General features: G+C 70.8%; 9 protein-coding genes and 1 pseudogene. 9 read left to right on the forward strand and 1 reads right to left on the reverse strand.

Annotation, left to right across the window (positions count from 1 at the left end; genetic code table 11):
* Window positions 1-344 precede the first annotated feature (344 nt).
* From ssd to ACFVZH_RS16610, 6 genes and pseudogenes are all read left to right on the forward strand, one after another.
* Window positions 345-1466 (forward strand): septum site-determining protein Ssd, encoded by a 1122-nt coding sequence (ssd, locus tag ACFVZH_RS16585; protein ID WP_384897818.1) that lies wholly within the window; start codon window positions 345-347, stop codon window positions 1464-1466.
* Window positions 1463-2221: pseudogene (locus ACFVZH_RS16590) on the forward strand (CpaF family protein); the annotation flags it as partial. The gene ssd and the pseudogene ACFVZH_RS16590, both read left to right, overlap by 4 nt.
* Before the next feature lie 108 nt (window positions 2222-2329).
* The gene (locus ACFVZH_RS16595) at window positions 2330-3787 is read left to right on the forward strand and encodes a tyrosine-type recombinase/integrase (RefSeq protein ID WP_384897820.1); all 1458 of its coding nucleotides are present in this window, start codon (window positions 2330-2332) and stop codon (window positions 3785-3787) included.
* Window positions 3787-5745, forward strand: a complete 1959-nt coding sequence (locus ACFVZH_RS16600) for a hypothetical protein (protein WP_384897822.1) — start codon at window positions 3787-3789, stop codon at window positions 5743-5745. Before ACFVZH_RS16595 ends, ACFVZH_RS16600 begins: the two co-directional genes overlap by 1 nt.
* Window positions 5742-8099, forward strand: coding sequence for a hypothetical protein (locus ACFVZH_RS16605; RefSeq protein WP_384897824.1), 2358 nt, complete (start codon window positions 5742-5744; stop codon window positions 8097-8099). The genes ACFVZH_RS16600 and ACFVZH_RS16605 overlap by 4 nt, the downstream gene beginning before the upstream one ends.
* Entirely contained in the window at window positions 8099-8527 is a 429-nt protein-coding gene (locus tag ACFVZH_RS16610) for a hypothetical protein (RefSeq protein ID WP_384897826.1), read from the forward strand. Before ACFVZH_RS16605 ends, ACFVZH_RS16610 begins: the two co-directional genes overlap by 1 nt.
* A gap of 104 nt (window positions 8528-8631) precedes the next feature.
* Here ACFVZH_RS16610 and ACFVZH_RS16615 read toward each other — a convergent pair whose 3' ends face one another.
* Window positions 8632-10026 carry a sporulation protein gene (locus tag ACFVZH_RS16615; RefSeq protein ID WP_384897827.1) on the reverse strand — a complete coding sequence of 465 codons (1395 nt, stop codon included), beginning with the start codon at window positions 10024-10026 and terminating at the stop codon, window positions 8632-8634.
* A 331-nt stretch (window positions 10027-10357) separates the two neighbouring features.
* Here ACFVZH_RS16615 and ACFVZH_RS16620 point away from each other — a divergent pair, with 331 nt between their 5' ends.
* From ACFVZH_RS16620 to ACFVZH_RS16630, 3 genes are all read left to right on the forward strand, one after another.
* A complete protein-coding gene (locus ACFVZH_RS16620) occupies window positions 10358-12124 on the forward strand; it encodes an asparagine synthetase B family protein (RefSeq protein ID WP_384897829.1) in 1767 nt (588 codons plus the stop codon).
* Between the two features lie 28 nt (window positions 12125-12152).
* The gene (locus tag ACFVZH_RS16625) at window positions 12153-12590 is read left to right on the forward strand and encodes an NUDIX domain-containing protein (protein ID WP_384897831.1); all 438 of its coding nucleotides are present in this window, start codon (window positions 12153-12155) and stop codon (window positions 12588-12590) included.
* A gap of 73 nt (window positions 12591-12663) precedes the next feature.
* Window positions 12664-13983, forward strand: a complete 1320-nt coding sequence (locus ACFVZH_RS16630) for a UDP-glucose dehydrogenase family protein (RefSeq protein WP_384897833.1) — start codon at window positions 12664-12666, stop codon at window positions 13981-13983.
* The last annotated feature ends 148 nt before the right edge of the window (window positions 13984-14131 follow it).

Genomic DNA, 14131 nt, shown 5'->3' on the forward strand with positions numbered 1-14131 from the left:
CGGCTCCTCCCCCCCCGAGTCGGCCGGAGAGACGACCCCAGCTCTCCCCCCCGGCTGGGGTCGTCGCATGTCCGGAGCCGTTTTCGGTCCTTGATGACATCGCCTGCTCCCTTCCTTCCGGCCGTCGGCCGTGTGCTGGTCCACGGGCCACCGGGCTCCTGATTCATCACTCAAAGTAACCGGCAGGATGCGCTCCGGACAGTCCCCGGAGGGATGGCGAAGTTATTCACAGGGCTTCGGTTATCCCCGGTTTTTAGGCGGATTCCCCACGATTTCCCGGACGCCTCCACGGTGATTCCTGTCGCGAAGTTCGCGGACCGCAGGATTCACGAGAGGGGTGTGCCATGGGGGCAACCAGGACGGGCACGGAATCGCGCCGGCCGGAGTCGAGGGCTCCGGACGAGCCCCGCCGGACCGGGCCGCTGATCGTCACCGAGGACCTCGGGCTGCTCGACGACCTCCTCCGGCTGTGCGCCGCGGCCGGGGTCGAACCGGAGGTCCACCACCGGGTGCCGGAGCGGCGCACCGGCTGGACCGACCCGCCGCTCGTGCTGGTGGGCGACGACGCCGCGGCCCGCTGCCGGGGAGCGGCGCGCCGGCCGGGGACCGTCCTCGTCGGCCGCGACCGCGACGACCCGGAGGTGTGGCGGCTGGCCGTCGAGATCGGGGCCGAGTGCGTGCTGCGGCTGCCGGACGCCGAGGGCCTCCTCGTCGACCGCATCGCCGACGCCGCCGAAGGGGCCGGCCGGTCCGCCCTCACCATCGGGGTCGTCGGCGGCCGTGGAGGCGCCGGCGCCTCCACTCTGGCGTGCGCCCTCGCCCTGGGTGCCGCGCGGACCGGGCGCCGCACCCTGCTCGTCGACGGCGACCCGCTGGGCGGGGGGCTCGACGTGCTGCTCGGCGGCGAGCGGGAGGAGGGCAGACGCTGGCCCGACTTCGCCGCCTCGAAGGGCCGCCTGGCCGGCGGCGCCCTGGAGGAGTCCCTGCCGTCCGTGCGGGGAGTCCGGGTGCTCAGCTGGGGCCGGGAGCCCGCCGCGCCGGTGCCGCCGACGGCGGTGCGGTCCGTGCTCGGCGCGGCGCGCCGCCGGGGCGGGGTCGTCGTGGTCGATCTTCCGCGCGGCACCGACGACGCGGCCGCCGAGGCCCTGGCTCAGCTCGACCTCGCGCTGCTCGTCGTACCGGGCGAGCTGCGGGCCGTCGCGGCCGCCCACCGGGTGGCCCTGACCCTCGGCACCGTCGTCCGCGACGTGCGGGCCGTGGTCCGCGGACCGTACGCGGCGGGACTCGACGAGCGGTGGGTCGCCGACGCCCTGGGGCTGCCGCTGGCCGGCGAACTCCCCTACGACCCGGGCATCGTGGCCGACCAGGACGCGGGCGTCCCGCCGGGCGCCGAACCCCGCGGGCCGCTGGGCCGGTTCTGTGCCGCCTTCTGGGAGCGCGCCCTCGCCCCGGGCGGTGCGGCATGACCGGGCCCGGGACGCGGACCGCCGGCGCGGTCGGCGGCGCGGGGCTCCTCGACGCCGTGCGGCAGCGGCTCGCGGCGAGCGGGGCCGAGCCCACCCCCGCGCGGGTCGCGGCGGCGCTGCGGGCCCAGGGGCGGCTGCTCGGCGACACGGAAGTCCTCGGCGCGGCCGAGGAGTTGAGGTGCGAACTGATCGGCACCGGGCCGCTGGAGCCGCTGCTCGCCGACCCGGCGGTCACCGACGTCCTGGTCTCGGCGCCCGACCGGGTCTGGGTCGACCGGGGCGCCGGTCTCGAACGGGTCCCGGTGTCCTTCCCCGACGCCTCCGCCGTCCGCAGGCTCGCGCAGCGGCTCGCGGCGGTGGCCGGGCGCCGGCTCGACGACGCCCGCCCCTGGGTGGACGCACGGCTGCCCGACGGCACCCGCATGCACGCCGTGCTGCCGCCGGTGGCGGTCGGCTCGACCTGTCTGTCGCTGCGGGTGGTGCGCCCGCGCGCCTTCTCCCTGGAGGAACTCGCCGCGGCGGGCACGGTGCCACCGGACGGCGCGGCGATCCTCCGGGCCCTGATCGACGCCCGGGTGTCGTACCTCGTCAGCGGCGGAACGGGGACGGGGAAGACCACGCTGCTCGCCTCCCTGCTCGGGCTGGTGGGGGAGCGGGAACGGATCGTGCTCGCCGAGGACTCGGCGGAGCTGCGTCCCGACCACCCGCACGTGGTGCGTCTGGAGGCACGGCCCGCCAACCAGGAGGGCGCCGGTTAGGACAAGTATCTAGAGCTGTCTCAGAGGGGGCTTTGAGGGGCCTGGGACGGCCTCGCCACGTTGTTAGGTTCAAGTTTCGTCGATGTCACATGAGTTGGGGGATAGGTGGACTACTTCTTCGTCTCGCCGGACAAGGTCCGTCAGTTCTACGAGGCACCTCCCGGGCTGGAGGACCTGGACGCGTCGGCCTACGTGACGCGCAAGGGCGCCCTGAAGACGGGTACGCCGTTCTTCCTGGGCCCGGACATGCGCCCTGCGGAGCCGCTGTGCTCGTTCTTCCAGGAGCTGGCCAAGTCCCTCAAGGCCAAGTCGCTGTCCGACTACACCTACGACGCCCTGGATCTTGTGGACTTCCTCGAGGACCTGGATCTTCCGACGGATCTGCTGTCGGCGACGGAGGACGACCTCGTGGCCTACCGCGAGGACCGGACGGTGAACCAGGAATCGCCCATATCGGCGGCCACGTGGCAGCGTCGCCGGGCTCTGATCAACAACTTCTACGACTGGGCGGTTGAGGAAGCAAGGCTGCTCGACAAGCGCCCGTACTACCGCCGCAAGAACGGCAAGGACGTCCTGGCCTGGGGAGACACCAGCGAACTGGACGTGCGCCATCTGAGCTACGAGCAGTGGCGGTTCCTGAAGCAGGTGGGCCTGCGTGGCCTGCTCCCGGGTGATCGTGCCGACCGGAATTTCCGGGTGTCGGCGCCGTTGCGGAACAGTGCGGCCGGCGAACTGGCGGTCACGACGGGGATGCGGCTGCGCGAGTTCAGCACGCTGCTGGACATCGAAGTCGGCCAGCCGCGCCGGGACGGGCTCCCGTCGCCGGTCGAACTGCAGGCGACGGCGAAGTACAGCCTGAAGCGGGTTGTGGAGATCCAGTACGCGACGCTGCGCGAGATCGACCTCTACCGACGCACCGAGCGCGAGTGGACGGTGAGGAAGGCAGCGAAGACGCTGCACAGCCACCGCGCCGAGTTATTCGTCGTGGATGACATCGACCTGCGGAAGATGAAGGTCAGCGGCATTCTGCACGGCCGTCGGCGGACCTTCCGAGTCTCGGCGATGACCGCGGAGGTCAGGCGACTCGCCGTCATCGAGGGCGATCACGGCCTGGAACCGATGGCACTGTTCGTGGGCCGCGGCGGACGGATGCTGAGCAAGCAGCGCTGGAACCAGATTTTCGACGACGCCCACGCCCGGACCCGGCGGATCTGCGAGGACGAGGGGCTCGAGCTGGAGATGCCGGCCAGGTTCCGGATCCACGATCTCCGACACACGTTCGCAGTGATCATGCTCGAACTCCTGACCAGGCTGGTACTGGAGATGGAGGCCGAGCGACGCCGGGCCGGCCACGACGCCTACCTGGCCGAGCACATCAACCTGAACGCCCTGCTGATGGTCCAGCGCCTCCTGGGACATAAGCGCGTGAGCTCGACGATGCGGTATCTGCGCTACATCCGCAGGACGAACTTGCTGGTCGCGCGGGCTATTGCCGACTGGAACGACCAGAACAAGACCTACGCGGAGTACGCCTCCCGACTGACTGATCGGACGGTGGCCTGATGGCTCGCCGGGGAGAGCGGCGCCCGCGCCCGCGGCCTACCGAGAGCAAGATCCAGGTTCCGGCCCGGCAGGACCGCGTCGGGGTTCGCGAGCTGAGCTACGTGACGCCGAAGGGCCGCACACTGCGCCACCGTGTTGACCCGCGGGCCTATCGCTGCTCGACACTGGCGGCCCAGCTGGCGGACGCGTGGATCGACTACCACCGGGCTGCGGCTCTGACCAGCAGCGACGACTACGCAGGCGCGGTGCGTTCGCTCGCCGAGTTCGCCGACCGGCACCTGGCGGCCCAGGGCCTGGACCCGGCCGCTGCCCGGCTGGACGGCGGGGACATCGACCTGGTCGAGGTCATCTACGAGTGGGAGGAGTCCCTCCAGGGGGAGTACGCGGCATCATCGACCCGGCCGAATGTGCTGGCCGGGCGACTGCTTACCTTGATCAGCCACCGGGCCACCCGTGATCCGGACGTGCCAGAGCGGCTGCGTCGGCGGGCGGAGAAGCTGCCCTCGTTCCGCCGCCCGAAGGCTGAGCCGTTCGACGAGTTCGCCAACCATGAACGGCTGGCGATGCGGCAGGCCGCACAGGACGGTGTTCGCGCTCTGGAGAAACGTCTCGCCCGGGGGCGGGATCTGCTGGAAGCGGGTGAAGATCCTCGTGTCGCCGGCTGGCATGAGCTGCCGAACCTGGTCTGGGCGGCCCGGCACCGGATCTTGACCACGGCGGACTTCAAGGAGCATCTCGCCGCACGCGGCGAATCGTGGCCCCAGCCACTCAAAGAGCTCATCCGCGGGCCCGGGGATTTCTCCCGCTACCGATACAGGCTGCTGAGGGCGGTGCATGGACTGCTGTTCCCCACGGAGATCGACCTGCACCCGTTCCGGATCTTGCTGCTGCTGGAGCTGACCGACTGCACCCCGGAAGAACTGCACGTCATCTGCGAGGACGACGTGGCCTTCAGCGGCGAAGGCGTCCGGGTGGTCCAGCGGAAGAAGAGGGCCGCACGCGTCCGCGCGGACTTCCACCCCCGGAACGACGTCGCCCTGGAAGAAGGCGAAGCACCGGGCGAATGGGCCTACGCCGGGGCAGGCAACTGGGACATTCCTGGCCTGATGCGTCGCCTGCACGCGGCGACGGCTCTGAGCCGGGACGTGTTCGAACAGCCTTGGCTGTTCACGGCGGTGGAAGGTGACAAGCACCGGGCCGCGATGCAGGCCGGCCTCGGCCTGTTCACGCGCACCGGCCGACGCTTCGGCGACTGGATCGCCGCACACGACGGCGCCGACGCCACGCCAGCCCTGGATATCTCGCGCCCACACGACGTCCGGCGCCTGCGCAAGACGGCCAAGACCAGCAAGGTGACCGCGCTCGGCGGGACCCTCACGGATCTGGCGGGGGACGACCACCACATCGAGGTCTTCCGCGGGCACTACGCCCACGGGACCACTGCCCACGTTCTTGCTGGCCAGGCCATCAACCGGGCTCAGAAGCAGGTCTTTGCGAAGGTCACCGCCAAGCCGGTCCTGATCACCGCGGAGGCCGAGGAGTCCCTCACCGAGCCCGAAACCGCCCAGGCCCTGGACCTCACCGAGGACCAGGCCGAGGCTCTGGCCACCGGCGACCTGGACATGGGCCTGACCGGCTGCCGCAACCCTTACGACTCGCCCCACACCCCGGAGGGCAAGCTCTGCCACGTTGCTCCAGCGATGTGCATGCTCTGCCGGAACGCGATCGTGTTCACCTCGCAGCTGCCCCGGCTGCTGATGCTCTCCGACCACATCGAGCAGATGCGGCTGGTGCTCGCACCCGACCGCTGGCAGGCGGCCTGGGGACGTCAGGCCGCCGCCCTCGCCGAGGTCTTCGACGAGTGCGCCGAACAGATCCCCGCCGCCCGGCAGGAGATCGAGGACAACAAGCTGCGGCTGGACCTCCCCTTGGGGATGCGAACGGAGTACGAGCGATGATGCGACGGACCGCGGCCTCTCCCGCGTTTGAGGAGTCCGCCTTCTTCGCGGCCGACGAGCCGGTCTTCGCCGGGCGGCGGACGCTGATCCCCGACGTCCCGGTCCCGGTCTTCGGACAGCGGGACGCCTGGCCCGGTGACTGCCTGCGGCGGCCGGTCAACCGCGCCAGGAGCCAGTGGAAGCTCGTGTTCCCGGCGAGTCCGGTCTGGAATCTGCGGGCCCGCGAAGTGTCCTTCGCCATGATGAACACCACCCACTCCGCTCTGCGGAAGGCCGGGATCTTCCTCCCGGCCGAGCAATGGCAGCTGGGCACCGTCCGGATCGTCTCCGACAGCATCAACGTCCTGGGCCGGTGGGCGGCCAAGGAAGGCATGCCGCACGATCTCAACGCGTGGTCCACCGACGACTGGCAGGGATTCCTCGACGACCAGTTGGAGGAGGTCGAGGCGTCGACGGCCGTGAAGTACGTCTCGGTGATCCGGCGCCTGCACCAGTTCGCCGCGCTGATGACCGGCGGCGGGCTGGCGGAAGACCCCTGGCCGGGCAAGAGCGACAGCGAGGTTGCCGAGTGGTCGCCCTCGGAGATCGTGAAAACACCGGCCGTCGCACCGGCGACCTGGTGGCCCCTGCTCCGGGCCGCCTGGGCCTACATCGACCAGTTCGCTCCGCAGATTCTGGACCGCCGGGATGAATGGGCGGAGAGCGAAGCACGCGCAACCCGGTCGGAAAGGCCCACCGGCCAGGGCAATGACGCCTTGCTGGAGGAGTGGCTGGCCGACTCCAGGAACCTGGTCCCCGTCCACCAGGCGTCCTACCGGGGACAGGCGGCGGGCACCCCGATCTGGGCGACGCTGAGCCTTGCCGTGACAGACGGCCGCACGGCCCACCTGTTCAACGCGACCAGCGCCGGGAATCGTTCAAGGTCAGCGATCCGCCGGGAGATGGTGTTTCGCGTGGTGGAGAGCGGACGGACCGTTGCCGTCCTCGGCAGTCGCGGGGCCAGCGCCCTCGGGGTCAAGGCGGCACCGCGCCGCTACACCCCGCGCTCGCAGGAGGAAATCGACGCCGTGCTCCGCGCCTGGTTCGACGACCCCTCCCACCTCGTCCCCGTCCGTTCGCCGAAGGCCCCCGCGGACGGTCCCGGTGAGCCGGCCTGGACCTCCCTGGCCCGGTCCGTCTTCGGCCCCGACGCCGTCGTCAGCGTCTTCAACGGTCACACGCGGGCCTGCCTGCGACGACGGGAATGGGCCAGGGAGGCGGTGGCCGCCGGTCGCTTCCAGGAGGAGGACCACGGCGAGCTCGGGCGACAGCTGAGGATGGTCCGCGCGGCCTGCTACATCTTCACCGCGGCCCTGACGATGATGCGCGACAGTGAGATCCAGGAGATCGAACGGGGCGGCCTCGCTCAGCACTACGGCAGCCCGGCCGTGACGTCGCGCAAGATCAAGCGGAACGCGTCCCAGTCCGAGTTCCGCTGGTGGATCACCGAGCCGGTGGCGAAGGCCATCGCCGTCGCCGAGCGGCTGTCGTGGCATGACACCCACGTCTTCGCCTCGCTGTCCTCCGCGGACAGCCGGGGCGGGCCCGGCATCGACGCCGCCAGGGACATCGACTTCTTCATCGAGAACGTCAACCGGCGACGGCACGTGACGGGGCTTGAGGAGATCCCGGCCCAGGTCGTCCGCCCGCACATGTTCCGCAGGACCATGGCGATCATCGCCAGCCAGCAGCCCGACGGGGAGATCGCGATCGGTATCCAGCTCAAGCACGCCGCCCGGCGGGCCCTGGCCAACCGCGTCACTGCCGCCTACGGGGCGATCGATGCGCAATGGGCCAAGGAGTTCGACAACCAGCTGGAGCTGGCCGCCGCCAAGCAGCTGGTGGACGTCCTCAAGGCCCGGCGCCGAGGCGAACAGGTGGCCATCGGCCCCGGGGCTTCCCGGTTCCATGCAGGGCTGGACAAGGTCATTACGGACCTGGACGCCCCGCAGTTCCAGGGCCAGGTCGCTGACGAGCGTCTGGAGGTCAGCCTCCTGCGGGACGCGTTCGCTGATCTCCACCTCGGCACCATCAACCACTGTCTGTGGAAGGCGTCCACGGCCGAGTGCCAGAACCAACTCCCGCCCGAGCAACGAGGGCAGGCGCCGTTGATCGGGGCCTGCCAGCCCGCCAAGTGCCGCAACTCGGTGCTGACCCGCAAGCACGCTCCCTATTGGATCGCAGAGGAAGGCGACTTGATGGAGACCCTCAAGCGGGAGAAGCTCTCGCCGCCCCGGCGTGAGCTGATCCGCGCCAGGCTCGCCGAAGTCCAGTCGGTCACGAACCGCTTCAAGGACCAGGAGGTCAGCATCTGATGCCGGTGTCTGCTGCCACTGAGACGAAGCTGCGGGAGGCCATGGCCCGGCTGCTGGCCGGCGAGCCCCAGCACACCGACGGCGCCCTGACCAAGGAGAACCTCGCCCGGGAGGCGAAGGTCAGCCACGCGACCGTCCACCGGGCCGAGGCGGTCCTGGCCGAGTGGGATGCCAAGGTCGCCCGCCCGGTTCTCCGCACCCCGGGCGAAGTCCAGCGGGACGAGACGATCGCCGAGCTCCGCAGGCAGCTGCGGGAGGCGAAGGCCCAGACCACCGCGGTCCAGGGCAAGCTCGATGCCCTCGCGGCGGTGACCGCGAACCTCTACCACGAGAACATCGCGCTGAAGAAGAAGCTCGGCAACAGCCGGCGCCTGGCATCTGTCCCGGTCCCCGCCACGGACTTTGACACCGTTCGAACCGACGGCTGAGCACGCAAGTCCGTACGCGATGGTGCACGAGGAAGCCGTACGCTGTCTGTGACGTTCGCCCGTACTTCCCCCTCGAGGAGGTGAGGAAATACGGGCGAACGTGCTTAGGCGGCGATGCCGAGTTCGGTGCGGGTGCGGTGGATGAACTCGCGGACGGCCGGCTCGCGCCGCCAGGGGCCGAGGGCGGTGTTGAACTCGCGGACGTAGTCCTTGGCCCGGGAGGACTGGACGCGGGCGAGGATGTCGACGGACCGGTTGCCGAGGTCCAGGCCCTGGTCGAGGTTGCGGGCCTGAAGGTGGGCGGTTCCGACGATGGCCAGCCGCATCCCGACCGATCGGGTGAAGACCCCGGACGGCATCGCGGCGGCCCGCTGGTTCCAGGCGAGGGCCGCTTTGGGGTTCTTCAGGTCGCGGAAGACCTCGGCGGCGTCCGCGGAGAGCCGGGCATGGTGATAGAAGTCGATCCAGGCGGGCTCTGAGCCGCTGGCAGCGTCTGCCTGGACCAGGAGGTCCTCGGAGGCCGCGAGGGCCCGTGAGGCGGCCCTGGCGTCCCTCTCGCGGGCATGGGCACGGGCCTCGATCAGCTTGGTGAATGCCAGGACACGCGGGGCGGCCTGGCCCTTCGCGCGTTCGAAGGCGCCCTGGGCCATATCGACGGCCTCGGAGCCGAAGCCCCGCAGCAGCGACTGCATCGCCATCGTGGTCAGGACATAGCAGCCGAGCTGGACGTCTCCGCCCGCGCGGGCCAGGCGGAGGGCCTGGATGAAGTGCCGCTGGGCGACATCGTGCTGGCCGACGTCGAAGGCGGTCCAGCCGGCCAGCCTCGACAGCTCCGAGGTGACGGAGAACAGGTCACGGCCCACTTCGTCGGTGAAGGAGCCCCGCAGCAGTGGGGCGGCCCGCTCCTGGAGACAGACGGTGACGGAGTTGGCCTTCCAGTTCCCGCCGCCGTATTTGGAGTCCCAGCGGCGGGCCTCGTCGGCCGCGTCCCGGAGTTCTTCCAGGTCGGCCCGGCCGACCTGCTTCTTGCCGCCGGCGAGGTCGGCGGCCTCGTCGGCGGGGGTGACCAGCCAGCGGGTCACGGGGGTGGTGAACGCGGACACGGCGAAGCCGGATCCGGTTAAGAAGTCGCGGCGGTTCACGAAACTCCAGAACGACGTGGCCACTCGGACCGCGTCAGCACGGTCCCGCGGGAAATCCAACCCCACATCCGCGTCCGGTGTCTCGGCCTCGCCCATACCGATTTCGCCAAGTGACACCGGACGGCCCAGCCGTTCGGCGATCGCCTGAGCGAGGAACGTGGGCACCGGCCACTTGGGGATCATGCCCCGCTGGCACCAGTTCGCGATGGAGGTATGCGAGTAGTCAGTCTCCAGGCCGGCCTGCTGGGCGAGCTGGTTGACCCGCAGGGCCAGAGCCTTGTGGCTCGCACCGCAGGTCTCGATGAGCCGGTCCAGGTCCGCGTTGGGCGGACGCTTCCGGCGGCTGGTCGACGCCACCCGAATCCCCTTTTCCACCAGGTCAGCAACATGGTGCTGACGAGGAAACGCCACGGGGCCGGCCTGCGTCGACATGGCATTTTCAGTCGTACGCATTCCGGCTGGGCACGGGAAGCCGCACGCTCTTCCCGCGTCTTGAGGCACTGAGGGTATTGCCCTGCGGACCCTGGGTGAACCTGCTTTGCGAGTTGTGAGCCCCCCTGCGAGCCCTCCCTGGCATGGGCCGCGGGCGGGTGTGATGAGGACGCAGGCCACCGCCGGGACGCCAGGAAGGGCTCCCGGTGGTGGCCGCCGCCAAGGCACCACGACTTCACGCTCGGGGGTGAACCAGATGTGCGGAATTGCAGGACTGGCCGGAGGCGACGCCGTCCGGCACGAGAAGACCGTCGCCGCGATGGGTGCCTCACAGCACTACCGCGGCCCGGACGGCACCATGCACGCCGCCAGCAGCGACCGCCGGGCGGTGCTGGCCATGAACACGCTGCTGATCGTCGACCCGCAGGCCATGCCCGGCCCCTACCTCGACCGGACCACGGGGGTGCTGCTGGCCTTCAACGGAGAGATCTACAACTGGCGTCAGCAGGCCGCCGCCTGGGGCATCGAGATCGGCGAGCGGGAGTCGGACGCCCACTTCCTGCTGCGGGCTTGGGTCAAGATCGGCCCGTCCTGCCTGGACGGACTGGACGGCATGTTCGCCCTCGCCGTCTATGACCCGCGGGTCGCGAAGCTGTTCCTGGCCCGCGACCGGCTCGGGGAGAAGCCGCTCTACTGGCGGCTGGACGGCGGCCGGCTCGCGTTCGCCTCCGAGGTGACCTCCCTGACCGGCTACGGACCGGCCCCGCTGGTCTTACGGCCGGAGGTCACCGCGATCGAAACCCCCGTGGGGGTCGACACGCCGTTCCAGGGGATCCAGCTGCTGGCGCCGGCCACGTTGCTGTCCTTCGACGTCACCACCGGCTCGATCGACCAGATGACCTGGTGGCACCTGGAGGACCGGGCCCCGTTCACCGGCACCTACGACGAAGCCCTGGCGAAGTTCTCCACGATCCTGGCCGACCAGATCCCGCTCAGGTCCCCGGCCTGCGACTTCGCCCTCCTCCTCTCCGGCGGGCTGGACTCGGCGGTGCTGGCTTACCTGATGCGGCCGCCGGTCTGCGTCACCGTCCGCTACCCCGGCCAGGACCGCCTGGACGAGTCCTCCACGGCGGCGGTCATCGCCCGGGACATCAAGGCCGAGCTGGTGGTGGTCGAGCCCGACCACGTCGACTTCACCACCGCTCTGCCGCACATGATGCGGGCCCTGGACTACCCGATGGGGAACGCGTCCACGTTCTCCGAGCACATGGCCTACCGGAAGATCTCCGACCTCGGCCTGCGGGTCGTGATCGGCGGGCTCGGGCCGGACGAGTTCCTGATGGGCTACGTCCGCCAGGCCCTGGTCCTCTTCGGCCCCGACGCCGTTCTGAACGCCGGCCTGGAGGCATACCGGCCGCTGGCCGCCAAGCTCCTGCACGCCGCCGGTGAGCCCCTGGACCCGGCTGAGGCGGTCACCCGGCTGATCCTTCGGGGACCGGACCCGGACGGCCGTCTCCGCGAGCTCGTCGCGGACGCGATGGCCCGCGCGGGCGGGGATCTCGCCCGCGGCCTGACCCTGGCGGACCTGGCGACGGCCTGGAGGCCGCTGGTGATGACCAGCGACAAGCTCGCCTCCGCCTACGCGCTCGAACGCCGGTCCCCCTACCTCGCACGTGACCTGGTCGAGTTCTCCTACCGGCTGCCGGTCGAGCACAAGATCACCGACCCGGCCCAGGGCAAGCGGATCCTGCGGGACGCGGCCAGGGCCCTCGGCCTGCCGAAGGAGGTCTGGGCCAGCCGGGACAAGCTCGGGTTCGCCTCCCCGGTCCCGTCCTGGCTCAACGGCGACCTCGCGGACTGGGCCGACACCCAGATCCGCATGGCCCTCACCGATGCCCCGTCTCCGTTCCGTCCCCTCCTCGAGGGGGGTTTGAAGCCCGGCGGACGGTTCGACCGGACCCGCATGCAGGCCCTCATGGCAGCCGCCTGGTTTTCGGACCAGACGGTGAGGGCTGCCGCATGATCCCCAACTCCGTTACTACGGTGAGGGGATGCACTCCGATACCACCGCCACCGAGGAGCCGGCCGCCGCCCGCGGAGCCGTCGCGATCATTACCAACCGCCGCGGCGAACTCCTCCTCCACCTCCGCGACGACCTCCCCGCCATCGCCTGGCCCGCCCACTGGAGCCTCTTGGGAGGCGGCTGCGACCCCGGCGAGGACCCGGCCACCGCGATCGTCCGCGAACTCGATGAAGAGGCCGGTCTCACAGCCGCCTCGCTGACCGAGCTGGGCGAGATCCGCGACGAGCACGGATCCGGGCAGATCATCACCTTCTTCGCCGCCCGCTGGGACGGCGACGAGACCCGCCTCCCGCTCTCCGAGGGCGTCAAGCTCCAGTTCTTCGCGCCCGAGCACCTCGACATCCTCACGATCCCGCCGTTCATCCGGGACGGGATCAACCGCTATCTGGCCGCCAGGCCCTCCTGATCACCCCGCCCTTCCGGGCGGGGCAAGGGTGGGGCCGCCCACGGCGGCCCCACCCGAAGGGACGACCCCGAGCATGAAGATGACCGTCATCGGATGCGGCTACCTCGGCGCTACCCACGCTGCCTGCATGGCCGAGCTCGGCCACGAGGTCCTGGGCATGGACTCCGACATCGACAAGGTCCACACCCTCAACAGCGGCAAGGCCCCGTTCTTCGAACGCGACCTCGACGACCTCCTCGCGAAGCACACGGCCTCCGGCCGGCTCCGCTTCACCGCCTCCTACGGCGAGGCCACCGAGTTCGCCGACCTGCACTTCATCGGGGTCGGCACCCCGCCTCAGCCCGGCACCGACGCCTACGACCTCACCCACCTCTTCGACGCCGTCACCCGCCTGGCCCCCGGCCTCACCACCCCGGCCGTCGTCGCGGTCAAGTCGACCGTCCCGGTCGGCACCGCACCCCGCATCGCCGAACTCCTCCGCGGCATGGCACCGGCCGGGGACCTCATCGAGGTGGCCTGGAACCCCGAGTTCCTCCGCGAGTCCTTCGCGGTCGATGACACCCTCCGGCCCGACCGGCTCGTCCTCGGCTTCAACACCGGCCACTCCTGGGGCGAGGCCCTGCTGCGGCAGGCGTTCGCCAAGATCATCGAATCGGGGACGCCGACGATCGTCACCGACTGGGCCACCGCCGAGCTCGCCAAGGGCGCCGCGAACTCCTACCTTGCCACCAAGATCTCCTTCGTCAACGCGATGGCGGAGGTCTGCGAGAAGTCCGGCGCGAACGTCGCCGAGCTCGCCGACATCCTCGGCCACGACCACCGCATCGGCCGCCACGGCATGCGGCCCGGCCTCGGGTTCGGCGGCGGCTGCCTGCCCAAGGACCTCGGCGGCTTCATCACCCGCGCCGACGAACTCGAAGCCGGCGAGGCCGTCGGCATGCTCCGCGAAGCCGCCGCCGTCAACGCCCGCCGCCGCCAGCGCGTCATCGACCTCGCCCGCGAGGAACTCGGCCCCGACCTGCGGGGCAAGCGGATCACCGTCTGGGGCGCCGCCTTCAAGCCCGAGACCGACGACATTCGCGACTCGCCCGCCCTGGCCGTCGCCCAGGCCCTCCACGACCTCGGCGCCACCGTCACCGTCACCGACCCCAAGGCCCTCGACAACGCCCGCAAGCTCCACCCCGAACTCGACTACGTCGAAGACTCGATCGCCGCCGTCGATGACGCGGACCTGCTGCTGCACCTCACCGAGTGGCACCAGTTCTCCACCATCGACCCCAAGCGGCTCGCGACCCGCACCACCAGCCCCAAGGTCATCGACGCCCGCGGCACCCTCAACACCGACCAGTGGCGCGAAGCCGGCTGGATCGTCCGGGCTCTCGGACGCGACTGACCAGGAAGTCCCTGGAAATGCGGGTGGGGCGCCCCCCCCGGCGGGGGGGGGCCCCCCCGGCGGGGCCGCAAGCAACCGCGGGGGAGCCCCCCCCGCGACCCCACCCCCCCCGCCGCCGCCCCCCCGGGGGCGCGGGGGGGTGTTTGGG

The sequence above is a fragment of the Streptomyces sp. NPDC059534 genome (assembly GCF_042743475.1).
GTDB lineage: Bacteria > Actinomycetota > Actinomycetes > Streptomycetales > Streptomycetaceae > Streptomyces.